Consider the following 22,998-nt stretch of genomic DNA (forward strand, 5'->3'; position numbering starts at 1 on the left):
CGGGCAGCGTTCAGTGAGCCGCTAAACATCCGAATCCCAGACAACCGTCACGTTGCCCGAGTATTGGCGAGATACGCCTGGGCGAATCATCTCGCCCACCTCAGTGGCAGGAATCTCGAAGTGCAGCGTTCCCGGCTTGCGATCCACGTAAATGCCCGGCTGAAACAACTCTGTGCCACTGCCGTCAAGCCGTAGCGGCCGACGACTGACCGCTTGCCCATTGGCATCGCTCAAGCCATGGGGAAGGCTGACGCTGACATTCAAGGGAACGGTGTGACCGCTGACAGGTTCTCGCACAGAACAACGCTGTCCATCCTGCGTGTGTTCGCATTCGAGCTGCATTTTGAAGCGCGAACTGGCGGACAGGTTGAACGGCTGGTCGCGCAGCAGGCGAGTCGGTTTGCGCCCTTGCGTCAACCACGACTGCCAACCGTCTTGGGGTACCAGTTCAACGCGGTTCCCCCCCGGGGGTACATCCACTTTGAGGGTGTGCTGAACCTCCAGAGCGAAGTTCAACGTCAGGGTCGAACTGGTGGGCAGCATGATGTCGCCCATGTCGAAGTCCATATGAGGACCGATGTGATAGACCAGATTGCCACGGTACTTGCCCGAAGACATGCCCAACGGGTTTGGGGTCACGAGTTCGTAGGCAAAGTCGAGATAGCTGTAGCGCAGCCATGGAACATTGAACTTCGCCTGTTTTTCACACGCGCCCTGAATCGGCGTTTTCCAGAAAAAAGCATAGGTCGTCGAAGTGAATAGACCCACACCGCTGTAAAGACATGGGGACGGTGCATACACCCAACTGTTGCCCCATAACTGATTGTGCGCCAGCCGATAGTCGGTCCCGCCACCCACCAGGCTGATCACGTCGTCAGTCACGTAGTGGGAGCCAATGCCGGCAATACGAACCTTGACGGTTTCCGTTTTTCCCGTTGTTTCATGGGTCACCGTCAGATCCCGCGACTGGGCCGGTACCTTTATCATCGCCCCCTTGCGTGGATCTCCATGATTGGCAACGATCGGTCCACTGGATTCAAATTGAATCGGCACCCGCAGGCTGAACATTTCGTTGGCTATGCATTCTTGAGGGTAGTTGGCGCAGTAACCACCGGGCGGTGTGTCGTTGGTGAATTTATTGCGCTGCGGGTTCGCCGAATCCGGTTTGAACGAGGCCTGAATCGACACCTCCACCGCCCAGGCCGATGACAGCCACATCGAAAATAGAAAAAACGTTCCTGCACATTGCCGGAACACTTGAAAACGCTTCATCCCTTTAGCCTCGTAGAGTCGCTATCAAGCACCTGGCATGACCGCGTTGAAGATCATGTTGACGTTGCCAAAATAATTGCCGGGCTTATAAACCCCATCGGCCGGCGGCATCGGGACGATTTCCAGCAACACGCGTTTGCCGGGGGCGGCGTCGCTCAGGGACACCACTTCGAGGCTCTCCAGTTCGTTCAACAACGTGCCGTTGAACAGCACACGCAAACCAATGTCATCGGCCGGGGTACCGTTGGACAGATAAGGCCGGCCTTCAAGCCTTGCCTCGATCGAACCGGCTTCGTTCTTCACGTCGAAATCCTTGCGCAAACCGCCCAGCGTCGACGCGCTCAAGTTCCAGGGCAGTTGCTGCTCGCGATGAATCCAGGTCGGGTCCGAGGGAATCACGTAGAACGCCTGGGTCGGAATCGTGACGAACACTTCGAACTGATGCACTTCCCGTGCGGCAAAGACCGGATGACTCGCACACGAAACAACCACCGCCAACAATCCGAAGATCAGTTTCCTGGTCATGGCATCAACCCTTCACGTCGAGTTTTTTGCTGCTTTCGCCTTCCATCAGCGTGAACTGGTAGTGGCGGCCGGCCTGCTTTTCGAAGGTAAACGTACGGCCGGCGAGAATGTGGTGTTTGGTGGTCGGCTGGCAGTCCTGCTCGTTTTTCACCGAGCAATCCTTGAACTCATCGATCACCACGACCGAGTTGCCGTTGTTGCGGATCCGGTAAGTGCCAGCGCCGTTTTCGATCGCGCTGTCAAAGCGTGTCTGCTTGGGCCGTACGAAAAAAACCGCGCCGTAACCCGCCAGGACATTGACCCCGGCGGAGAGGGTTTTCTTGTAGTCCTCGCGCTCTTCGCTGGAGACGGCGAACTCATCTTCTTTCTCGGGCACCACCGGTACAAAACGCACGCGGAAATAGCGCTCTTTGTCGCGCTCCCCCATGAACAACAATCGCGTGCCCTGCATGCCATTGGCCGGGACGATCAGTCGAGCCGGGCTGGCCATCAAGCCATCACGGGCGCTGCCATCCGTGCTGGTCTTGAGCGGCACTTCCTGCGATTTTCCGTCGGCGTCATAAAGGATCTCGAGAATGTTGACCTTCACAAATGCCGTGCTGTCGCCGCCATTGAAAACCCGTTTTAAAAAAGTACTTTTGTCGCCATCCAGATAGTCGTACACGGTGCCGATATTGATGCTCGGTGTTGCCTGCGTTGCCTGGGTAAACAGACACAATCCAAATACTGCCAACAGACGTTTCATCGTCCCTTACCTCGTTGATTAATCACGTTCTGCCGGGCCATCAACCCGCCGTTCGAGCCATAAAAGTTGCATCCGCCAAGGTGTCCGGCGTGCAGCGCAAATCACCGATCATCAACACGTTGTTTTCAGTGCGTCCACTGCTCGGATCGAGGCGGAATTGACACAGCAATTGATCACCGTGGCGCACTTCCAGGGTGGGTGAGCCGGCGTTCATTTCCATCGAGAAGAAACCGTCCACTTCACTCACGCCGCGACTGGCGTGGTTGATGATGTGGTGGCCCTTGAGCGGGTTGCCTTGGGGGTCGATCAGGCGACCGAGAACGGTGAGCGTGCGCATGACCTTGATCTGGCGATAACCCACGCCGCCCTTGTTCAGGTGATAGCTGGAGCGGGCCGGCTGAATGGTCGCGGCGGGCACATGGTTGCCCTCGAAATCGAAGCTGACCGAACTGCTTTTGTAGGCGGTGATCGGCACAAAATTGCGACCGGGTTTGAGTACCGTGCTGCTGCCGCTCAAATCGTCGGCGCGCAAGGCGATGTCTGTGATGTCCGATTCAACATCGATAATCATGCCCGCACCGTTGCGGTGGTACTGGCTGGTGACGACCATTTTCTGGCCGCCAACGGCCACGGTGCTGTCGAGGTTCAGGCCACCGGTGAAGTCGTTGTTGAAGGACGAGCGCTGGACAAATCCGTCGCCGTTGACCAGGTCCGTCTGCATCGTTCCCATCGCGTTCAACCCCACGCCGTAGGTGTCGGTGAGAACCGTGGCCGAGACACTTTGCAGCAAGTGATCCTGCAGGTCCTTGCGGTAGGAAATCGAGGCATTGTTATCCCGACCGCCCTCGCGCGCGGTGCGTGAGCCGATGCTGCCGGAGAGCTGTTCACCGGGGCCGCCCAAGGCAATGTTGACGCTCAGATCGACACCACGGTTGCGCTCGTCATCCGAGCTGATACTGCCCGGCCGATCGAACAGGGACAGTCGCCAGTTGGCATCGCTGCCGAACAGCAGGGTGCGCTGGGTCCACCCCAGATCCACACCCGTGCCATTGGTGTTGCCCTCACTGTGGGATACGCGCGCATTGACCGAGCTTTTGCTGGTCAGTCGATGGTTGATCGACAGCGAAGAGTTGCTGGTCTGCCCGATAAACACGTTGGGCTGGCGCACCCTCGTGCCATCGGGCAGGGTGTCATACAGCTTTGTGGTGTCGAGCCAGCTGCGGTTATAGCTGGCGACGAGGCTGCCGCTGCCATAGGAGTAGAGCCCTTGTACATCGAGGCCGGTGCCGTAGTCTTCGGTCTGGTAGACGTTGGCGTACAGGCTGGCGTTATTGACGATCGACCAATCGACCGACGTGCCGTATTGCAAGTTGTCGCGCACCTGACGAGCGCTCAGGCCGAGGATCACCCGAGGATGCAGCAGGTAGTTGAACGCGGCGCCAGTGGTCATGTCGCCATCGTCCTGTTGGTCCCAGTTGCTGAGCACTTTCGATTCACGGCCGGCGAAGAGGTTGTAGCGCCAGCGTTCGTCATGGTTACGCCAGTTGTTCGGCTTGTAGATCAGTTCCTGGGTGCTGGAGGTGATTTGGCCGTCTTCGATCAGACGCACTTCCACTTCATAGATGCCACCCGGCAGCGGACGCGTGTCGAGGGTTTGCAAACCGGCGGGGACCGCTTGGGTATTGATCATCAATCCGTCGCGGTAGATCTCCACCGAACCCTGGCGATTGGCGGTGACATAAATCGGATAAACCGCCGGCTTCGGGTTATTCAAGGCCAGACTGTCCGAGCTTCCATACATCACGCCCAGCGCCGTGTCGGGGCTGGTGCCAAAGGTATTTGGCTGGCGAGTCAGGCCTTCGGACGAGGGCGTGAAAAGACCCAATCGCAAAAAGTTGCCTTCCAGTTCGCGCTGGGTAAATAGCTCATTCACAGCGTGGTAGAGCGTGTTATCCAGGCCACCCAGTCGGGACCACTGAACATTGACCGCTTGGGTCCAATTACCCAGGCTGCTGCTGGCTTCCAGGCCGTAACGGCCACCGAGGTCCTGGCCCTGGCCGCCATTGAGGTTCAACTGGTTGCGCACGATCAAACCGGTACTGCCACCTTCGGGCAACGAGTAATAACGCTGCGCTTGCTCGTCACGCTCGGCGTTTTGCGTGACGATCGACAGCAGCGAGTTTTCCAGACTGTAATGCACCGCCAGAAGCTGCTCTGGGCACTTGGCCTCGCAACTGCCCAGCGCCACACCTTGTTTCAGCCAGGTTGACCAGGTGTCGCGTTCGCTGGGCTTGATCGTGCTGTCACTGACATCAGTGAAATCAACTAAGGTGATGCGATCGTCGCGGGATAACACCACCATCGCCTCACCGAGAAATTGTTGGTCAAGTTCCACACGCACGGCCAATGGCACGTCAAAGAAGTGCTCTTCGAACTCGGTCGGCAACCCCTTGGCCTGCGCCAGCAGACTTCGAGGTGTAGTGCCGTTATCCGCTGGCGCGGCGATTGCGGTTGCGCAGAAAAAAAGGGCAAGCGCCGTCGCGATGGGAGTCATCGGGAACATGAACGGGATACTCTGAAAAAAAGTGCGTTAAAACCCGATCGACGGGCAGAAGTTACCCGCCAACCGGTAAGAGTTATCAAATAAGGACCAGCCTTAATTCATAACCGTATTACGGGATGCGCGGCATGGCATCGAAGACCACGACCGGATTGGCCGTGTAAAGACCGGTCTGGGAGCCGGTCGGCTTGGCAGCGACAATCACCAGATCAGCCCGCATGCCCCCGTTGGACTCGCTATCGCCGACCACTTCTTGAGAGGCGCCAGACAAGGTTACGCCGTTGAAGGCGTAGGTCAGCGGGATGTTGTTGTTGCCGTTGAACAGAGGTTGCGGACCACCTTCGACATAGGCACCGACCGAACCATTAGTGTGGCGAATATCGTAGGTCGCACGCACCGAACTCAAGGTTCCAGCGAGAATGTCGTAGTTCATTTTTTCATTTTTACCAAAATCGGGATCCACCGGTTGAGCGTGGAAAACCTTGGTTGGGATAGAGGCGATGATATTGATGGATGTGCGTGCTTCTTCCGCAGCGAATGCCATGGAAGTGCTGAGTACCAAGAGGGTCATCGGGACGGCGATAGCAAACTTATTGAACATTGTTGAGTACCTGTTTTTTCAAAGGATTGGGCCGAAAAAGTCTGAACAAGCCAGTACGTTTCATCACGTTCTGGCTCAACTTTCGACGCCAGAGAATGATCGGCCAATCGCCCAAGAAAGTAAGTACGTAACTTCCGAAGAACATGTAGTAACAATAGCCTTCGAACAACAGGAAAAAAGACAGAAAAACACTAATTGCGCTGTATAGCCCTCAGATAAATACTACACACAGTTCTAGCCGAAAAGACACACAGACGATAAGCCATCAACTTTCCGTAAGATCAATACTACTAACACACTCAAAGCCCCGTGATAAGTAGAGGAACTTATAGAATTAGTTTTATTACTCTAAAAGAGTGACGTTCTTATCCGTCCAATCCTCGCGGGCTGATGACCTTCAGGCCCTCCTCGACCCTCGACCGTTCGTCAAGCCACCTTGCTTTCGCCTTAAGATACATCTTAAGTTGTATCTAAACATGACGAGAGAAGACACAAAATGAGAGACCATCATTCCCATCGAGAACACGGCGACAACCGCGACGGCTTCGAAAAACGCCCAGCCCCCGGCCGAGAACGCGGCGGCCGCGGCCCACGGGTGTTCGCCCCCGGCGACCTGAAATTGCTGCTGTTGGCGCTGATCGCCGAGCAGCCCTGCCACGGCTATGACCTGATACGCCAGATCGAAAGCATGTTCGACAGCGCCTACAGCCCCAGCCCCGGTGTGATTTACCCGACTCTCACCTTTCTGGAAGAAAGCGAAATGATTCTGGGTGACGCCGAGGCCGGCAAAAAACGCTACAGCGTTACGGACGCTGGACGCTTATCACTGACCGAACAAGCCATTGCGCTGGACGGCGTGCGGATGCGCATCGAAGTCAGCAAGCGCTCGCTGCGCGGCCATGACCGCCCGGCCGAGATCCACGAAGCCGTGCACAACTTGCGTCACGCCTTGCAGATGCACCACGGCCGCTGGAGCCCGGAAGAAATCCTGCGGGTGCGCGACCTGCTCAACAACACTGCCAAAGCCATTGTCGACGGCCCTGCCGTTCCACCCGTTCAGGAGAAAGCCGAATGACTGAAGTGATCGTGCAATCCATCCACCGTGTCATGCATGAGATCAAACGCCGTCGTCTGGAAGTGCTGCGCGTGGTCGAGCTGACGCCACGTATGCGCCGGATTACCCTGGGCGGGCCGGAACTGGCCGGCTTTGTCAGCCTTGGCACGGACGACCACGTCAAACTGCTGTTCCCGCAGAATGCGGCGGAACACGCGGCGCTGGAAACCTTGGTATTGGGTGCCGGCAAAGACAACGGGCCGATGCCGGCGATGCGCGATTACACGCCACGTCGTTATGACCTCGACACCTTGGAACTGGACATCGATTTCGTGCTGCACGGTGACGGCCCGGCCTCGACCTGGGCCGAGCAGGCCAAGCCCGGTCAGTTCCTGCACATCGGCGGGCCACGTGGCTCGATGATCGTGCCGGACATGTTCGACAGCTACCTACTGATCGGCGACGAAACTGCCCTGCCCGCCATCGCCCGTCGACTTGAAGGACTGGCGGCAAATCGTCGTGCGCGGGTGATTGTGGAAGTGGAGAACGGCGCCGAACAGCAGCGCCTGGAAAGCGCCGCACAGGTCGATGTGATCTGGGTACTGCGCGAAGGCGGCAAGGACAATCTGCTGACCACCGTCAAGCAACTGCAAGTGCCCAGCGGCAATCTGTATGCGTGGGTGGCGACCGAGAGCAAGGTGTCACGGCAGATCCGTCGGGTATTGCTCGATGAGCATGGCCTGAATGAGCAGTTCGTCAAAGCCGTTGGCTATTGGCGGCTGGATGACAGCGAGGAGGAGTGACAGGCTCCAAGGCTCCTTCGCGAGCAGGCTCGCTCCAACGGTTGATCGCGGTCTAATGTGGGAGCGAGCCTGCTCGCAATGGCGATAGTTCAGCCGCTACAAACCTGAAGTATTTACACGACGTCCAAGCCACTGATCCAGCCCGATAAACACAAGAGCAATGAGAATAAACCCCGCCAACAATCCCCCCGCATTCACAAACACCTGTGGATAACCCAACTTGTCGACATCAATGAACGGATAGGGATAAACCGCCAGCACATGCCCGCGCCACAACACATACGCGAAGTACACCAGCGGATAAATGACCCACAGGCCAATGTGCCGCAGCCGTAACGTGCCTTTGGGCACACACACCCACCAATAGGCCAGAAACAGCAGCGGCACGATGTCGTGCATCAATTCATCAGCCAGAAATTGCCAGCCTTCGGGATGCCATAAATGTCGCAGCAACACGCTGTACGCCAACCCCACCACGGTGATGCTCACGGCTATCGCGCTGCTGACCCACGGCCGTAAAAACCAGCGTCGCGCCGCTGACTCGCGGGATGTCCAATCACAGGTCAGTACCGTCGCCACCAGCGTGTTGCTCAGCACTGTGAAATAGCTGAAAAAGCTCACCAGCCCACCAATCAGACTGGCTTCCAGACTCCAGCGTGAATAGAGAATCAGGTACAGCTGAATAGCCAGTCCCATCCAGCCCAGTAGCGCCGCAACGGCAACAAAACGACGCCTCGCAGCCGAGCCCGGCATGTTCAGACCGGTCGCTTGGTGCGCATCAATTTGACGTACAAGCGCTCGACCTTCTCCCGGGCCCATGGGGTTTTACGCAGGAACGTCAGGCTCGACTTGATGCTCGGGTCGCTCTTGAAGCAGCGGATATCAATGCGCTCGGCCAGCCCCGACCATTCGTAATGTTCAACCAGGGCGTTGAGGATCTGTTCCAGCGTCACGCCGTGCAGCGGGTTGTTGTTCTGTTCGGTCATGCAGGGCCTTCGAGCGATGTAAGGAGTGGGAAGCCGCGCACCTTAGCCGAGGGTGTGATCGGGTGGAAGCGCTCTGTGCGCTAACTCTTACTGTAGGTGACCTTGATGAGACTGCCGCCCGGTACTGTTACCGAATCTGAAATGATCCATGTCAGTAAAAGCCCTTTCTCTATTTGTAACAGAACATTATCCTTGCGCCCGCCAAGCTGAAACGCTTCCGCACATTGCTTCACGCCTGCTGAAATCCGTTTATTTCCTAGAAAAAGACCCCGAATTTCTTCTCTATGCCTTACTTTCCAACTTCGCGAGACAGCGCTGTCTTCACAGCTAATGCCAGCCGAAAAGCCCTGAACCTGATCGGTGGGTTCACCACTCTGGGCCTCGCCACCTGCACCCATGCGGCCCCCGCCTTCGATAGCAGTTCACCTTGGATGCTCGGCGACTGGAACGGTACGCGTACCGACCTCGCGGAAAAAGGCTACGACTTCAACGTCGATTACACCGGCGAAACGGGCAGCAATCTGCACGGCGGCTACGACCATGACCGTACCGCGCGTTACAGCGATCAGTTCGCCTTAGGCACGCACCTGGACTTGCAGAAAATCCTCGATTGGGACGACGCCGAATTTCAGCTGACCATTACCGAGCGCAACGGCAACAACATCAGCAACGACCGGATCAACGATCCGCGTGTTGGCGGCTTTACCTCGGCTCAGGAAGTCTGGGGGCGCGGGCAGACCTGGCGCCTGACGCAGATGTGGTATCAGCAGAAATTCTTCGATCAGCAACTCGACATCAAGGTCGGTCGCTTCGGTGAAGGCGAAGACTTCAACAGCTTCCCATGCGACTTTCAGAATCTGGCGTTCTGTGGCTCTCAGGTCGGTAACTGGGTCGGCGGCATCTGGTACAACTGGCCCGTCAGCCAGTGGGCTATGCGCGTCAAATATCACCTGACACCGGAGTTGTATGCGCAGGTCGGTGCCTATGAGCAAAACCCATCGAACCTGGATCGCGGCAACGGCTTCAAGCTGAGCGGCAGCGGCACCCAGGGCGCGATTTTGCCGGTGGAACTGGTGTGGTCGCCCAAGGTTCATGACCTGCCAGGCGAATACCGCGTCGGCTATTACTACAGCAGCGCCAATGCCAGCGATGTGTACAAGGACAGCAATGGCCAGCCCGCCGCCCTGAGTGGCGAGGCGTATCGCAGTGCATCGAGCAAGCATGGCGAGTGGCTGGTTATTCAGCAGCAAGTGACCAGCATCGCCAGCGATCACTCCCGTGGTTTAAACGTGTTTGCCAACGCCACGATGCACGACAAAAAGACCAACGCCATCGATAACTACGTCCAGGCCGGCGTGGTCTACAAAGGCTGGTTCGATGCGCGCGCCAAAGACGACATCGGTTTCGCCCTCGCCCGGGTTCACGTCAACCCGGCGTATCGCAAAAACGCCGAGGCGACCAATCAGGCCCATGCCGTCTTCGACTACGACAACCCGGCCTTTTTGCCGCCGCAAGACACCGAATACAGCGCCGAACTCTATTACGGCGTGCGCGTGACGAACTGGCTGACCGTGCGCCCGAACCTGCAATACATCCGCCACCCTGGTGGCGTGGACCAGGTCGATGACGCGCTGATTGGCGGGATCAAGATCACTTCATCCTTCTAACCCCCCCTGTGGGAGCAAGCCTGCTCGCGAAGAGGCTGTCAGCCTTGACATCAATGTTGACTGAACCTCCGCTTTCGCGAGCAGGCTCGCTCCCACAAGGGAATGCATCAACCGAACAGATTTCAACTGAACCATGCCCACGCCAGATCGTCATCTACAGTGAACTTGCGCGGGACTACTTGAAACGTCACGGAGAACCACACTATGAGCACTGATGGTGCTTTGAGTCGAAGCCGTCTGTTGCCGACCCTGCTCGGCATCCTGCTTCTGCTAATGGGCCTGGCCATGCTGGCAGGCGGGATCAAGCTGAGCATGCTCGGCGGCTCGCTGTATTACTTGCTGGCCGGTATCGGCCTGACGCTGACCGGCGTGCTGCTGATACTGGCCCGCCGTGCTGCGCTGGGCCTGTACGCACTGGTGCTGTTCGCCAGCACTGTTTGGGCACTGTGGGAAGTCGGCCTCGATTGGTGGCAACTGGTGCCGCGCCTGGCGATGTTGTTTGCGCTGGGCCTGGTCATGCTGTTGCCGTGGTTCCGCCGTCCGCTACTGCGCGAAGGCGCTGCACCGCTGGGCACCGGCGCCCTGAGCGTGGCCGTGGTACTGGCCGGCGTGGCGGCTTTGGCCAGCCAATTCACCAACCCCGGTGAAATCAAAGGCCAACTGGACCGCGACAGCGTGCCGGGCATGACCAACACCGCCCCGGCCATGTCCGACGGTGACTGGAACTCCTACGGCCGCAGCGCCCACGGCGATCGTTACTCCCCCCTGGCACAGATCACTCCGCAAAACGCTCACAAACTGGTCCCGGCGTGGACTTTCCGCACCGGCGACCTGCCGGGCCCGAACGATCCGGGCGAGACCACCGCTGAAAACACCCCGCTGAAAGTCAACGGCATGCTCTACGTGTGCACGCCGCACAGCCAGGTGATCGCGCTCGATCCGGACACAGGCAAGGAAATCTGGCGTTTCGACCCTAAGCTCTCCACGCAAAACGCGGCGAACTTCAAGGGTTGGGCGCACATGACCTGCCGTGGCGTGTCGTATCACGATGATGCCGTCTACGCCTCCGAGCAGAGCCCGACCGGAAGCGCTAGCGCCGCCACGACCAATGCCTGCCCACGCCGGATCTTCCTGCCGACCGCCGACACCCGTCTGATCGCCCTCAACGCCGACACCGGCAAAATGTGCGAAGACTTCGGCGACAAGGGCCAGGTTGACCTGCGCGCCAACATCGGCAGCTTCACCGCCGGCGGTTACTACTCCACCTCGCCTCCAGCGGTCACCAAGGACCTGGTGGTGATTGGCGGCCACGTCACCGACAACGTCTCCACCGACGAACCCAGCGGCGTAATCCGCGCGTTCGACGTGCACACCGGCAAACTGGTGTGGAATTGGGACAGCGGCAAGCCGGACGACACCACGCCGATTGCCGAAGGCCAGACCTACACCCGCAACTCGCCGAACATGTGGTCCATGTTCGCCGTCGATGAAAAGCTCGGCATGCTCTACCTGCCGATGGGCAACCAGACCCCGGACCAGTTCGGTGGTGCTCGCACCCCTGAATCGGAACTGCACGCCGCCGGCCTGACCGCGCTGGACATCGCCACCGGTAAAGTGCGCTGGCACTTCCAGTTCACCCACCATGACCTGTGGGACATGGACGTCGGCGGCCAGCCAACCCTGATGGACCTGAAAACTGCTGACGGCGTGAAGCCGGCAGTGCTTGCGTCCACCAAGCAAGGCAGCATCTACGTGCTGGACCGCAGCACCGGCAAAGCCATCGTGCCAATCAACGAAGTGCCGGTGCCACAGGGCGCTGTTGCCGGTGATCACACCTCGCCGACTCAACCCAAGTCCGACCTCAACTTCATGCCACCGCCGTTGAAAGAACGCGACATGTGGGGTGTGACACCGTTCGACCAACTGGTCTGCCGGATCACCTTCAAATCCCTGCGTTACGACGGCCCGTTCACCCCGCCATCACTGCAAGGTTCGATCGTTTATCCAGGTAACTTCGGCGTGTTCGACTGGGGCGGTGTCTCGGTGGATCCGGTGCGTCAGATCCTTTTCGTGAACCCGGACTGGATGGCCTTTAAATCGAGGCTGATCCCGGCCTCTGAAATCGCCGCCCAAGGCCCGCGCAAAAGCGAAACCGAAGGCGTCCAGCCAAACAAAGGCGCGCCGTACGGCGTAGTCCTCGAACCCCTGCTGTCGCCAATGGGCCTGCCATGCCAGGCACCGGCGTGGGGCTACGTGGCCGCGGTCGACCTGACCACCCATGAAAAAATCTGGATGCACAAGAACGGCACCGTGCGCGACAGCTCACCGGTTCCGATCCCGTTGAGCATGGGCGTACCAAGTCTGGGCGGCACCTTCACCACCGCTGGCGGCGTCGCGTTCCTCAGCGGCACCCTCGACCAATACCTGCGCGCCTACGACGTGAAAAACGGCAAGCAACTGTGGGAAGGCCGCCTGCCGGCCGGCGCGCAAACCACACCGATGACCTACACCGGCAAGGACGGCAAGCAATACGTGCTGGTTGTTGCGGGCGGTCACGGGTCGCTGGGCACCAAGCAAGGCGACTATGTGATGGCGTACAAACTGTCCGAGTAAGGTTTAGCGGCAGTTAAAGCAAAGGCGACTCCTGTGAGGGGGTCGCCTTTTTTTTTGTGACTGCTGGATTCTCCACCACACCACTTATCCCCTGTGGGAGCGAGCCTGCTCGCGAAAGCGGTGTGCCAGCCACCATTCATGTTGAATGTTAAACAGCCTTCGCGAGCAGGCTCGCTCCCACATTTGGCCCAGATTGGCCTGAGAAATCTGGAGCGCGTCCTACAACTGCAGCCGTTCTGGCGGCGGTTTCTGACAAGCGCTGACGGTTGTCGTGTCAGAAGGCCGGGAGATAGGCTGTCCCCGTCGCTGCAAATTCAGCGACCGGACTTCGCGGCCCGAATTAGCTTACTTGGTGCATAATCACCGCCCTCAACCGACTCTCCTTCGTAGTTTGTCGATTGATTTCATGGTGGCTGTGCGCGGGATACCTTCGGGTATGCCGGGTTTCCAAGTAGCTCGGTCCGCGAACCCGTGCACAGCTGCCACCTTCCATCGCTTCGCGGCGATTAGTGGCAGCTCCCTTACTTACTTGGAGCTTCACCATGATCAAAGAAACACCAAATCCCCCGGAAACCGACGACGTTTCCCCCTACGAATCCATCGATTCGAAAAAGCTCAACGATGCCGCCGAACGCGCGTTGAATCACTACCTCAACCCCGCAGTCCTGAAATCACCGCCCACCCGAAAACCCAGCACCATGTTCCTCCTCGCACCGGACCTCAAAGACGAAGACCTGCTGGCCCACACCTGTGAATCCCTGGCCCAGGCCAGCGTAATGGCCGGCGATTTTGCCGCCTACCTTGAAGGCCCGCATCGCAACACCGCGATGGCAATCCAGCAAATCGTCATGCTCGCCGAACTGGCGGCGAACCGGATGATGGACAACCTCGAACAGCCCAAACCCGCTCCACACCGCTAATCCCCCGGCAGAAACCAGTCCCCTGTGGGAGTGAGCCTGCTCGCGAAAGCGGTATGTCAGACAACTTTGATGTTGAATGATAAATAGCATACGCGAGCAGGCTCGCTCCCACAGTTGGATTGGGTGTATCTGGTAGTGATTGGTCGACTATCAGGCCGCCAAGCCAGCTCGGTGCATCTACACTGGACAGGCCTACACGCTCACCTGTCCAAACCCTGAACACACACCCGGAAACATCCCGAACCATTGAAACCAGCCCCCACCTGCCCCATCTAACACCCATACCCAATTGCGCAGGTGCCCCATGAGCGACCAGCAAGAGCTTCCCGAAGCCCAGAGCGAATACGACGAAGCCGACAACACCGACCACCACTCCACCGGCAAAGGCCTCGCCCTGCCCGGCCAGAACCTGCCGGACAAGGTCTACATCATCCCGATCCACAACCGCCCGTTCTTCCCGGCCCAAGTGCTGCCGGTCATCGTCAACGAAGAACCGTGGGCCGAAACACTGGACCTGGTCAGCAAAGCCGATCACCACGCCCTGGCCCTGTTCTACATGGACGCGCCCCAGGAAGACCCGCGCCACTTCAACACCGGCGCACTCCCCGAGTACGGCACACTGGTCAAGGTCCACCACGCCAGTCGTGAAAACGGCAAATTGCAATTCGTTGCCCAAGGCCTGACCCGGGTGCGTATCAAAACCTGGCTCAAGCACCATCGCCCGCCGTACCTGGTGGAAGTCGAATACCCACACCAGCCGACCGAGCCGACCGACGAGGTCAAGGCCTACGGCATGGCGTTGATCAACGCGATCAAGGAACTGCTGCCGCTCAACCCGCTGTACAGCGAAGAGCTGAAAAACTATCTCAACCGCTTCAGCCCCAACGATCCGTCGCCGCTGACCGACTTCGCCGCCGCCCTGACCTCGGCCACCGGCAGCGAACTGCAAGAAGTCCTCGACTGCGTGCCCATGCTCAAGCGCATGGAAAAAGTCCTGCCGATGCTGCGCAAGGAAGTAGAAGTTGCGCGCCTGCAAAAAGAGATTTCCGCCGAAGTTAATCGCAAAATCGGCGAGCATCAGCGCGAGTTTTTCCTCAAGGAACAACTCAAGGTCATTCAGCAGGAGCTGGGCCTGACCAAGGACGACCGCAGCGCCGACATTGAGCAGTTCGAGCAGCGCCTGACCGGCAAAGTGCTCTCGGCGCAGGCGCAGAAACGCATCGAAGAGGAAATGAACAAACTGTCGATCCTCGAAACTGGTTCGCCGGAGTACGCGGTCACCCGCAACTACCTCGACTGGGCGACGTCGGTGCCGTGGGGCGTTTACGGCGAGGACAAACTCGACCTCAAGCACGCGCGCAAGGTACTGGACAAACACCACGCCGGCCTCGACGACATCAAGGACCGCATCCTCGAATTCCTTGCAGTCGGCGCTTACAAAGGCGAGATCAGCGGCTCCATCGTTTTGCTGGTCGGCCCGCCGGGCGTGGGTAAAACCAGCGTCGGCAAATCTATCGCCGAATCCCTAGGCCGGCCTTTCTATCGCTTCAGCCTCGGTGGCATGCGCGACGAAGCCGAGATCAAGGGCCATCGCCGCACTTACATCGGCGCGCAACCGGGCAAACTCGTACAGGCGTTGAAAGACGTCGAAGTGATGAACCCGGTGATCATGCTCGACGAGATCGACAAGATGGGCCAAAGCTACCAGGGCGATCCAGCCTCGGCGCTCCTTGAAACCCTCGACCCGGAACAGAACGTCGAATTCCTCGACCACTACCTGGACCTGCGTCTGGACCTGTCGAAAGTGCTGTTCGTGTGCACCGCCAACACCCTGGACTCGATCCCCGGCCCGTTGCTCGACCGGATGGAAGTGATTCGCCTGTCGGGTTACATCACCGAAGAAAAAATCGCCATCGCCAAGCGCCACCTGTGGCCCAAGCAACTGGAAAAGGCCGGCGTGTCCAAAGGCAGCCTGAGCATCAGCGACAGCGCGCTCAAAGCCTTGATCGACGGTTATGCCCGTGAAGCCGGCGTACGTCAGTTGGAAAAACAACTGGGCAAACTGGTGCGCAAAGCCGTGGTGAAGTTGATCGACGAACCGAAAGCGGTGATCAAACTCGGGCCCAAAGACCTCGAAGCCTCACTCGGTCATCCGGTATTCCGCAACGAGCAAGTGCTGTCCGGCACGGGGGTTATCACCGGTCTAGCCTGGACCAGCATGGGCGGCGCGACCTTGCCGATTGAAGCGACGCGAATCCACACGCTGAACCGAGGCTTCAAACTCACCGGGCAGTTGGGCGATGTGATGAAAGAGTCGGCAGAAATCGCCTACAGCTACGTCAGCTCCAACCTGAAGTCGTTTGGCGGTGATCCGAAGTTCTTCGACGAAGCCTTCGTCCACCTGCACGTCCCAGAAGGCGCCACCCCCAAAGACGGCCCGAGCGCCGGCGTGACCATGGCCAGCGCCCTGCTCTCGCTTGCACGCAACCAACCGCCGAAAAAAGGCGTGGCCATGACCGGCGAACTGACGCTGACCGGGCATGTCCTGCCGATTGGCGGGGTGCGTGAGAAGGTGATTGCGGCGCGGCGGCAGAAAATCTTTGAATTGATCTTGCCTGAACCTAACCGTGGCAGTTTTGAGGAACTGCCGGACTATCTGAAGGAAGGGATTACCGTGCATTTCGCCAAGCGTTTTGCAGATGTGGCGAAGATATTGTTTTGACGGGAGTCGCCAGCACACATGCGCTGTAGAGTGCTGGCGAACAACTTTCTTATTGCAAATAATTCTAGATAGCTGTCATACCTGACAGTTACCTACACATTGAATCGAGCAACACACTTCCCTCTCGAAAATCATCAACCATCGAGAGGGATTTACCTCATGACAACCGATAAAAACACCAACACCCTCTTCACCGAAGACGGCATGATTACGTGCACCGGCGGCCGGATTAACTTCAACTCAGCTGATGTGAAGCATCGTCTTTTAATCGCTGACGAAAGGACGATTGGCTTTTATCAAAACGAAAAACGTCCTAGCGAAAAGCACCTATCTTTTACGTTCCGCGAAGACATTACCAATGGCACTCACTCGCTCAAACCAGGTAGCCCTTTCCTCGCAGCAAATTTCCATGAAGCGCTCAACAATGAATTGGATATTCAAACTCTTCAACATTACAAAGCCGTCGAAGGCTCAGTAAATTTATACCTTGTAGGCACTCAGCCTGATCAAATTGGCTACCTTGTTACAGACTTCAAACTAACCTTGGAGCCCTTGACAACTGGTGAAAAAATCCAGCTCTCCGGAAACTTCCGAAGTTACTTGACTTACACCACTGCGAATTAGACCTGGCTGCACGTTCACGGGCGCCCTAACAGCCATGTAGCGCCTGCACCATAGCCTTCGCGGGCAAGCCCTAATGCCGATCAGTTAAGGCGTTGAGCGCCGCAATCCTTGTGGGAGCAGGCTTGCTCCGGGCGGCGTTCCGACGAAGGCGTCGGCACTGACAACGACTCTGCGTCATCGTCACACTTTGTCTCATCTTCAGTTATGCTCGCCGTTCGTCGTGAATGCCGGAGCCTCTGACCTTATGTCCCCCTTCCGCCTGTTTGTTCTCCTCGCCCTGTCCTTGCTGGCCGCCTGCGCCACGCAACCGAAACAGAACGTGACCGTGGTAAAACAAAGCCAATGCCCGGTGAAACTGAACAGCGGGCAAAACCTGATCCTGACCCTGCCCAGCAACCCGAGTACGGGTTACCGCTGGGCGATTCAGGATTCGGCCGGTGGTGTGTTGCATGCGCTCAGCCCAGAGGTATATAGCAACCCGGAAGACGCCGGAATCGTCGGCAGCGCCGGCCTCTCGACCTGGCGCTTTCAGGCGTTCACCGCCGGCACCGGGCGCTTGCGTCTAACCTCACAACAACCTTGGGCCCCGGAGGTGTTGCCGGTGGAAACTTTCGATTGCGCGATCTCGGTTAACTGATCGTGGGCTGGCTCATTCTGGCGCTAATGGGCGCCGTGACCTTTCTATATGGCGTGAGCCTGCATGCAACGTTGCTCTGCCTGCTGGTAAAACCGATGCCAGTGCTGGCCTTGCTCGGTTGGCTGCATGATGCGCCGCCCAGCGACTATCGACGCTGGATTAGCCTGGGCCTGATTTTCTCGCTGCTCGGCGATGTTTTACTGGCGTGGCCGGGGGATCTGTTTGTGTTTGGCCTTGGCGCATTTCTGGTCGCGCACCTGGCCTATCTCAAAGCCTATTTGAGCGATTGCCGGCGGTTGGCGGTGTTGCCATTGGTGATTGCGTTGGGGGTCGGCGCTGTGTTGCTGGGGATTTTGATTTCCCATGGCCTCGGCCCATTGCTGATCCCGGTGATTGTTTACGGCTTGGCCATCACTGCAATGCTCTGGCGGGCATTGGCTCGATTGGGCACTGAAGTCCCCAATCGCTCGGCGCTGCTCGCGGCAGCAGGTGCGGTGGCGTTTGTGTTTTCCGACAGCGTGATTGGCATCAGCCGTTTTGTCGCGCCATTCGATGCAGCGCCCTATGTAATCATTCTTAGTTACTGGCTGGGGCAATGGGGGATCACGGCTTCGGCATTTTCGAAAAACAATCATTGATGAATATCAGATCCTGAACAAATGCGGGTTCAGCACCCGCATAAGAAAATACGAAGTAATAGCCCAAGAGTCTAACGACCTGTCAGGTTTGACAGTAGATCTGTTCCACCTTGCGAACTTATTGTTCACGTGGTTCTACGCAACTACACCACTCACGCAAGGAAGGACATTATGAGTTTTTTCAAAGGCAACAAACGGGGCCCTGCTGATCCGATCATCACCGTCAGTGCTGAAACACGAGCCACTGTTTCCCGTCGAGTAAATCTTGAGAGCCAAATCGTAGAATTCGAAGCCGACACTAACAGTGACCTGATTGCACTTATCACTCGTGCGAACACCGAAGACATCTCACATGCATGCAAAAAGGGTCTGGTACTGATCTTCGACAAAAACATTAAATCCGGAACATACTCAGTCACCGATCAAGACTTTCCGTTTGAAAGCGCATACTATTTTGAATTCGGAGTTATCCCGGGCTTTACTACCTCCTACCAATATAAAGCTATCCGCGGCTCGTTCACCGTAGAGGTAATCGAGAACTCTACGAAAGAGCTCCATTACAAAATAAAGTTTGACTTTAAAGGCGTAAACGAGAGGAATAAAGAGCTCAAGATCGTCGGCGAATCCACCTTTATTGTGTTGATGGAACAACAGCCTTAACACTTAAAATTCCGAATGGCCAAGCCCCTGATTCGGGACTTGGCCATTCGTTTTTCATTCCGTGCTCCCTCTCCAACTACAGCTCTCAGACCTCGCTGGTAAGAACCCCCGCCAGGCATCCCTCACGGTTTATCAGACAACCCGCGCATCCCCCCGTCAATTTGGCTAAAATGCCGGCCTTTTCCACCAACGCCGCTGGAACCGCCGTGAGCAAAGAACCCGATCGCCTTTTCGCCCAGCCTTTGGCCCAGGTGCCTGACTTCGCCTTTAACGAGGACGTAGTGCGGGTGTTCCCGGACATGATCAAGCGCTCGGTGCCAGGTTATCCGACCATCGTGGAAAACCTCGGCGTGCTCGCCGCGCAATTCGCCCAGCCCAACAGCGTGCTCTACGACCTCGGTTCGTCCTTGGGCGCTGTGACTCAGGCTTTGCGCCGGCACGTGCGCACCGACGGTTGCCGCGTCATCGCTGTGGATAACTCGGCGGCGATGGTCGAACGCTGCCGCGAATACCTCAATGGTCAGGACTCGATGTTCCAGGAGTTGCTGCCGGTGGAAGTGATCGAAGGCGACATCCTCGCCCTTGAGTTTCAGCCGGCCTCGGTGGTGGCGTTGAACTTCACCCTGCAATTCATCGCCCCGGACCAGCGCACGGCGTTGCTCTCACGCATCCGCCAGTCGTTGTTGCCCGGTGGCGCGCTGATCCTGTCAGAGAAGCTGCGCTTCAACGACCTCGAAGAACACGCGCTGCTCACCGACCTGCATGTCGCCTTCAAACGCGCCAACGGCTACAGCGAACTGGAAATTGCCCAGAAGCGCAGCGCCATCGAAAACGTCATGAAGCCCGACAGCCTCGAAGAACACCGCGAACGCCTGTTGGCCGCCGGGTTCTCGAAAGTCGTGCCGTGGTTCCAGTGTCTTAACTTTGCCTCGTTGATTGCCTTGCCATGATTGATCTGTCCCCCCTCGCCCGCCGTCTGGCCGGCACACCGCTGGCCGATTGGGCCAACACCCTGCAAGCGCAACTCGACAAGAAAATGGAAAAGGGTCATGGCGACCTTGAGCGCTGGCAGAGTGCGCTGGATGCACTGCCAAAGATCCAGCCGAGTGACGTCGACTTGCTCAATGGCTTGATGCTGGACACCGATTGCGACGACGAAACCCGCGCGCAGATGCGTACCGCCCTGATGGGTTTATCGCCATGGCGCAAAGGGCCGTTTGACCTGTTTGGTGTGCATGTCGACACCGAATGGCGTTCGGACTGGAAATGGTCGCGCGTCGCCCCGCATCTGGATCTGAAGGGCAAACGCATCCTCGACGTCGGTTGCGGCAATGGCTATTACATGTGGCGCATGCTCGGCGCCGGTGCCGACAGCGTGATCGGCGTTGACCCGAACTGGCTGTTCTTCTGCCAGTTCCAGGCAGTGCAGCGTTACCTGTCCGAACCCAACGCCTGGCACCTGCCATTCCCGTTCGAAGACCTGCCGCCGGAGCTGGAAGGCTTTGATACGGTGTTTTCCATGGGCGTGTTCTACCATCGCCGCTCGCCGATCGAACATTTGCTGGCGCTGAAAGATTGCCTGGTCAAGGGCGGTGAACTGGTGCTCGAGACGTTGGTGATCGAAGGCGATCAGCAACAGGTGCTGGTGCCGGAAGACCGTTACGCACAGATGCGCAATGTGTGGTTCCTGCCGTCGGTGCCGGCGCTGGAACTGTGGTTGCGCCGTGCCGGGTTTACAGACGTGCGTTGCGTAGACGTGAGCGTGACTACGGTCGAAGAACAGCGCGGGACGGAGTGGATGAAGTATCAGTCGTTGAGCGACTTCCTTGATCCGGACGATCACAGCAAGACGATTGAAGGGCTGCCGGCGCCGATGCGCGCGGTGATCGTGGCTCGCAAATAAACCGAAGATTGCAGCAGCACCAAAGATCAAATGTGGGAGCTGGCTTGCCTGCGATAGCGGAGTGTCAGACAGCAAAGATGTCGACTGTCAGCCCGTCATCGCAGGCAAGCCAGCTCCCACATTGATCGGGTTCACAAATTAAGAATTCGGTGCGGCTCAGTCTGTTGGCTTGGCTCTTCGGGCCTTGAAGAACTCGCTGAGCACTGCCCCGCATTCTTCCGCCAACACCCCGCCTTCAAACAACACCCGGTGATTCAAAAAGCCCTGGGTGAAGAACTGCCCCTGACTCTGCACAATCCCGGCCTTGGGCTCCAGCGCTCCATACACCACCCGCGCAATCCGCGAATGCACGATCAAACCTGCGCACATGCTGCACGGCTCCAGCGTCACGTAGAGCGTGCTGCCCGGCAGGCGATAATTGCTGGCCGCCAACGCCGCGGCGCGGATCGCGACCATCTCGGCATGAGCACTCGGGTCGTTGCCGCTGATCGGACAATTGAAGCCGCGACCAATGATTTCGCCGTCCTGCACCAGCACCGCGCCCACGGGCACTTCGCCGAGCGCGGTTCCTTGAGCCGCCAGGGCCAGGGCTTCGCGCATGAAGTCGCGATCACGGCTGCGGTCGATGATGGCGGCGGGACGAATCTGGCGCATCACGCCACCTCGATGGCGGCCATGAGGCCGGTTTCCATGTGATCGATCACATGGCAATGGAACATCCAGATGCCCGGGTTATCCGCCACCAATGCCACCTGCGCCCGCTCGTTCTTGCCCAACAGGTAAGTGTCGGTGAAGTACGGAATGATCTTGTGCCGGTTCGAGGCAATGACCTTGAAGCTCATGCCATGCAGGTGAACCGGGTGCTGATACTGGGTCATGTTCTTCAATTCAAAAATGTAGCTCTTGCCCTTCTCAAGCTTGGCAATCGGGCGGTCGGCGCAGGTCTTGTCCGTGATGTCCCACGCCTTGCCGTTGATTTGCCACAGGCTTGGGGGTTTGCCGTTGTCGACGTTCACCGACACCGAGCCGACCCACTCGAAATTGAAGTTGAGTTTCTCGGCATTGGCCAGGTCCGGCTCGGCGATCGGGTTAGCGGGTAGCGCGGGCGGCCACTCGGTCGGTGCATCGGTGTTTGCCACTGAACGCAAAGTACCAAGGCGAACCGGGCCGTTGCGCAGGGACAACTCCTCGCCGGCCGGCGGCGCCTTGATTGCCAGGCAAATACGCATGCCAGGGCCGAGCCAGTATTCCTTGCCCAGCGGGCGCGGTTCGATCGGGTTGCCATCGATCGCATAAATCTGCGCTTCGACACCAGGGATGTTGAGTCGATAGGTCAGGGTGTTATCGAGGTTAAGCACGCGCACTCGAGTGATCTGCCCGGCGGGCAAGTCGATCACCGCTTGCGAGACGCCATTGATGGTCGACAAACGTCCCGCCGTACCGCCGCGCGCGGCTTCACGAGGAATGCTGAAGGCGACGAAAGCGCCTTCTTCATCGACGTGCCAGCTCTTGAGGCTCAGTGTTTTCTCGTACTTGAAACCGGTCGGCTCACGCTCTTCGATGATCAGCGGACCCACCAGCCCGCGACCGAGTTCTTCGCTGCTGTTCACGTGCGGGTGATACCAGTAGCTGCCAGCATCAGGCACGCGGAATTTGTAGTCGAAGTATTCACCCGGCAATACCGGCAATTGCGAAACGTAGGGTACGCCGTCCATTTCCAATGGCAGACGGATACCGTGCCAGTGAATGGTGGTCGCGACCGGCAGGTGATTGACGAAGCGCACCCGCAGCCAGTTGCCCTGACGGGCGCGCAGCTCGGTGCCCGGCGCTGAGGGGCCGAATGCCCAGGCCTCGGTCTTGTGCCCGGCCACCAGTTCGACGTCCAGCGGTGCGGCAATCAGCTCATAGTCGTGGCCGGCATCTGCGTCGGCCATCTTGCCCAGCCAGTAACGCGACGCGCCCCCCGCTCCGACACCAACGACAACAAGACCGACCAGGCCACCGAGGATTTGGCGACGGGTAAAGGACATGAACTCAACTACCTCACGTATAAGCGGCAGGCACAGGG

21 protein-coding genes are annotated in these 22,998 nt (G+C 58.1%); 12 read left to right on the forward strand and 9 right to left on the reverse strand.

Annotated elements, in window-relative coordinates; translation table 11 throughout:
* Nucleotides 1-21: 21 nt before the first annotated feature.
* The 5 genes from AC3ISI_RS23365 to AC3ISI_RS23385 form a co-directional block, all read right to left on the reverse strand.
* Nucleotides 22-1,272, reverse strand: coding sequence for a hypothetical protein (locus AC3ISI_RS23365; protein ID WP_489334012.1), 1,251 nt, complete (start codon nt 1,270-1,272; stop codon nt 22-24).
* Between the two features lie 24 nt (nt 1,273-1,296).
* Nucleotides 1,297-1,797 carry a CS1 type fimbrial major subunit gene (locus AC3ISI_RS23370; protein ID WP_489334013.1) on the reverse strand — a complete coding sequence of 167 codons (501 nt, stop codon included), beginning with the start codon at nt 1,795-1,797 and terminating at the stop codon, nt 1,297-1,299.
* Between the two features lie 4 nt (nt 1,798-1,801).
* Nucleotides 1,802-2,542 (reverse strand): molecular chaperone, encoded by a 741-nt coding sequence (locus AC3ISI_RS23375; RefSeq protein ID WP_489334014.1) that lies wholly within the window; start codon nt 2,540-2,542, stop codon nt 1,802-1,804.
* A gap of 40 nt (nt 2,543-2,582) precedes the next feature.
* Complete coding sequence (locus tag AC3ISI_RS23380; protein ID WP_489334015.1) at nt 2,583-5,105, reverse strand: TcfC E-set like domain-containing protein; 2,523 nt, start codon at nt 5,103-5,105, stop codon at nt 2,583-2,585.
* A 109-nt stretch (nt 5,106-5,214) separates the two neighbouring features.
* On the reverse strand, nt 5,215-5,703 hold the full coding sequence (locus AC3ISI_RS23385) for a CS1 type fimbrial major subunit (RefSeq protein ID WP_489334016.1): 489 nt from the start codon (nt 5,701-5,703) through the stop codon (nt 5,215-5,217).
* Between the two features lie 496 nt (nt 5,704-6,199).
* On the opposite strand from AC3ISI_RS23385, the gene AC3ISI_RS23390 reads away from it, so the two are divergent.
* On the forward strand, nt 6,200-6,778 hold the full coding sequence (locus AC3ISI_RS23390) for a PadR family transcriptional regulator (protein WP_489334018.1): 579 nt from the start codon (nt 6,200-6,202) through the stop codon (nt 6,776-6,778).
* Nucleotides 6,775-7,560 carry a siderophore-interacting protein gene (locus AC3ISI_RS23395; protein WP_489334019.1) on the forward strand — a complete coding sequence of 262 codons (786 nt, stop codon included), beginning with the start codon at nt 6,775-6,777 and terminating at the stop codon, nt 7,558-7,560. Before AC3ISI_RS23390 ends, AC3ISI_RS23395 begins: the two co-directional genes overlap by 4 nt.
* A 96-nt stretch (nt 7,561-7,656) precedes the next feature.
* Here AC3ISI_RS23395 and AC3ISI_RS23400 read toward each other — a convergent pair whose 3' ends face one another.
* Nucleotides 7,657-8,313, reverse strand: coding sequence for a Pr6Pr family membrane protein (locus AC3ISI_RS23400; protein ID WP_489334020.1), 657 nt, complete (start codon nt 8,311-8,313; stop codon nt 7,657-7,659).
* Nucleotides 8,314-8,315: 2 nt separating this feature from the next.
* The gene (locus AC3ISI_RS23405) at nt 8,316-8,546 is read right to left on the reverse strand and encodes a VF530 family protein (RefSeq protein ID WP_007944895.1); all 231 of its coding nucleotides are present in this window, start codon (nt 8,544-8,546) and stop codon (nt 8,316-8,318) included.
* 284 nt (nt 8,547-8,830) lie between these two features.
* Here AC3ISI_RS23405 and AC3ISI_RS23410 point away from each other — a divergent pair, with 284 nt between their 5' ends.
* The 10 genes from AC3ISI_RS23410 to cmoB all read left to right on the forward strand — a co-directional run bounded on the left by AC3ISI_RS23410 (nt 8,831) and on the right by cmoB (nt 20,930).
* On the forward strand, nt 8,831-10,213 hold the full coding sequence (locus AC3ISI_RS23410) for a carbohydrate porin (RefSeq protein ID WP_489334021.1): 1,383 nt from the start codon (nt 8,831-8,833) through the stop codon (nt 10,211-10,213).
* A gap of 204 nt (nt 10,214-10,417) precedes the next feature.
* On the forward strand, nt 10,418-12,826 hold the full coding sequence (locus AC3ISI_RS23415) for a glucose/quinate/shikimate family membrane-bound PQQ-dependent dehydrogenase (RefSeq protein WP_489334022.1): 2,409 nt from the start codon (nt 10,418-10,420) through the stop codon (nt 12,824-12,826).
* A 542-nt stretch (nt 12,827-13,368) separates the two neighbouring features.
* Nucleotides 13,369-13,746 carry a DUF6124 family protein gene (locus AC3ISI_RS23420; RefSeq protein WP_489334023.1) on the forward strand — a complete coding sequence of 126 codons (378 nt, stop codon included), beginning with the start codon at nt 13,369-13,371 and terminating at the stop codon, nt 13,744-13,746.
* A gap of 304 nt (nt 13,747-14,050) precedes the next feature.
* Nucleotides 14,051-16,468, forward strand: a complete 2,418-nt coding sequence (gene lon, locus AC3ISI_RS23425; RefSeq protein WP_489334024.1) for an endopeptidase La — start codon at nt 14,051-14,053, stop codon at nt 16,466-16,468.
* A gap of 159 nt (nt 16,469-16,627) precedes the next feature.
* Entirely contained in the window at nt 16,628-17,092 is a 465-nt protein-coding gene (locus AC3ISI_RS23430; protein WP_489334025.1) for a hypothetical protein, read from the forward strand.
* A 244-nt stretch (nt 17,093-17,336) separates the two neighbouring features.
* Complete coding sequence (locus AC3ISI_RS23435; protein WP_489334026.1) at nt 17,337-17,729, forward strand: protease inhibitor I42 family protein; 393 nt, start codon at nt 17,337-17,339, stop codon at nt 17,727-17,729.
* Between the two features lie 2 nt (nt 17,730-17,731).
* On the forward strand, nt 17,732-18,367 hold the full coding sequence (locus AC3ISI_RS23440) for a lysoplasmalogenase (RefSeq protein WP_489334028.1): 636 nt from the start codon (nt 17,732-17,734) through the stop codon (nt 18,365-18,367).
* A gap of 171 nt (nt 18,368-18,538) precedes the next feature.
* Nucleotides 18,539-19,027, forward strand: coding sequence for a hypothetical protein (locus tag AC3ISI_RS23445; RefSeq protein WP_489334030.1), 489 nt, complete (start codon nt 18,539-18,541; stop codon nt 19,025-19,027).
* A 170-nt stretch (nt 19,028-19,197) separates the two neighbouring features.
* Nucleotides 19,198-19,977: a carboxy-S-adenosyl-L-methionine synthase CmoA gene (gene cmoA, locus AC3ISI_RS23450; RefSeq protein ID WP_452628026.1), complete on the forward strand. Its 780-nt coding sequence runs from the start codon at nt 19,198-19,200 to the stop codon at nt 19,975-19,977.
* Nucleotides 19,974-20,930 (forward strand): tRNA 5-methoxyuridine(34)/uridine 5-oxyacetic acid(34) synthase CmoB, encoded by a 957-nt coding sequence (gene cmoB / locus AC3ISI_RS23455; protein ID WP_477794700.1) that lies wholly within the window; start codon nt 19,974-19,976, stop codon nt 20,928-20,930. The genes cmoA and cmoB overlap by 4 nt, the downstream gene beginning before the upstream one ends.
* Nucleotides 20,931-21,086: 156 nt before the next feature.
* On the opposite strand, the gene tadA is transcribed toward cmoB, so the two are convergent.
* Nucleotides 21,087-21,584: a tRNA adenosine(34) deaminase TadA gene (gene tadA, locus AC3ISI_RS23460; protein ID WP_489334031.1), complete on the reverse strand. Its 498-nt coding sequence runs from the start codon at nt 21,582-21,584 to the stop codon at nt 21,087-21,089.
* Nucleotides 21,584-22,960, reverse strand: a complete 1,377-nt coding sequence (locus AC3ISI_RS23465) for a multicopper oxidase family protein (protein WP_489334032.1) — start codon at nt 22,958-22,960, stop codon at nt 21,584-21,586. Before AC3ISI_RS23465 ends, tadA begins: the two co-directional genes overlap by 1 nt.
* Nucleotides 22,961-22,998: the final 38 nt, after the last annotated feature.

It is taken from the genome of Pseudomonas sp. GL_139_B (genome assembly GCF_057834475.1).

What these genes read in the sequence shown, in the direction of transcription:
- AC3ISI_RS23385 (WP_489334016.1), bottom strand. Translation starts at nt 5,703, where the DNA reads ATGTTCAATAAGTTTGCTATCGCCGTCCCGATGACCCTCTTGGTACTC.
- AC3ISI_RS23395 (WP_489334019.1), top strand. Translation starts at nt 6,775, where the DNA reads ATGACTGAAGTGATCGTGCAATCCATCCACCGTGTCATGCATGAGATC.
- cmoA (WP_452628026.1), top strand. Translation starts at nt 19,198, where the DNA reads ATGCCGGCCTTTTCCACCAACGCCGCTGGAACCGCCGTGAGCAAAGAA.
- cmoB (WP_477794700.1), top strand. Translation starts at nt 19,974, where the DNA reads ATGATTGATCTGTCCCCCCTCGCCCGCCGTCTGGCCGGCACACCGCTG.
- AC3ISI_RS23445 (WP_489334030.1), top strand. Translation starts at nt 18,539, where the DNA reads ATGAGTTTTTTCAAAGGCAACAAACGGGGCCCTGCTGATCCGATCATC.
- AC3ISI_RS23370 (WP_489334013.1), bottom strand. Translation starts at nt 1,797, where the DNA reads ATGACCAGGAAACTGATCTTCGGATTGTTGGCGGTGGTTGTTTCGTGT.
- AC3ISI_RS23380 (WP_489334015.1), bottom strand. Translation starts at nt 5,105, where the DNA reads ATGTTCCCGATGACTCCCATCGCGACGGCGCTTGCCCTTTTTTTCTGC.
- AC3ISI_RS23410 (WP_489334021.1), top strand. Translation starts at nt 8,831, where the DNA reads ATGCCTTACTTTCCAACTTCGCGAGACAGCGCTGTCTTCACAGCTAAT.
- AC3ISI_RS23415 (WP_489334022.1), top strand. Translation starts at nt 10,418, where the DNA reads ATGAGCACTGATGGTGCTTTGAGTCGAAGCCGTCTGTTGCCGACCCTG.
- lon (WP_489334024.1), top strand. Translation starts at nt 14,051, where the DNA reads ATGAGCGACCAGCAAGAGCTTCCCGAAGCCCAGAGCGAATACGACGAA.
- AC3ISI_RS23435 (WP_489334026.1), top strand. Translation starts at nt 17,337, where the DNA reads ATGTCCCCCTTCCGCCTGTTTGTTCTCCTCGCCCTGTCCTTGCTGGCC.
- AC3ISI_RS23465 (WP_489334032.1), bottom strand. Translation starts at nt 22,960, where the DNA reads ATGTCCTTTACCCGTCGCCAAATCCTCGGTGGCCTGGTCGGTCTTGTT.
- AC3ISI_RS23430 (WP_489334025.1), top strand. Translation starts at nt 16,628, where the DNA reads ATGACAACCGATAAAAACACCAACACCCTCTTCACCGAAGACGGCATG.
- AC3ISI_RS23365 (WP_489334012.1), bottom strand. Translation starts at nt 1,272, where the DNA reads ATGAAGCGTTTTCAAGTGTTCCGGCAATGTGCAGGAACGTTTTTTCTA.
- AC3ISI_RS23390 (WP_489334018.1), top strand. Translation starts at nt 6,200, where the DNA reads ATGAGAGACCATCATTCCCATCGAGAACACGGCGACAACCGCGACGGC.
- AC3ISI_RS23405 (WP_007944895.1), bottom strand. Translation starts at nt 8,546, where the DNA reads ATGACCGAACAGAACAACAACCCGCTGCACGGCGTGACGCTGGAACAG.
- AC3ISI_RS23420 (WP_489334023.1), top strand. Translation starts at nt 13,369, where the DNA reads ATGATCAAAGAAACACCAAATCCCCCGGAAACCGACGACGTTTCCCCC.
- AC3ISI_RS23375 (WP_489334014.1), bottom strand. Translation starts at nt 2,542, where the DNA reads ATGAAACGTCTGTTGGCAGTATTTGGATTGTGTCTGTTTACCCAGGCA.
- AC3ISI_RS23400 (WP_489334020.1), bottom strand. Translation starts at nt 8,313, where the DNA reads ATGCCGGGCTCGGCTGCGAGGCGTCGTTTTGTTGCCGTTGCGGCGCTA.
- tadA (WP_489334031.1), bottom strand. Translation starts at nt 21,584, where the DNA reads ATGCGCCAGATTCGTCCCGCCGCCATCATCGACCGCAGCCGTGATCGC.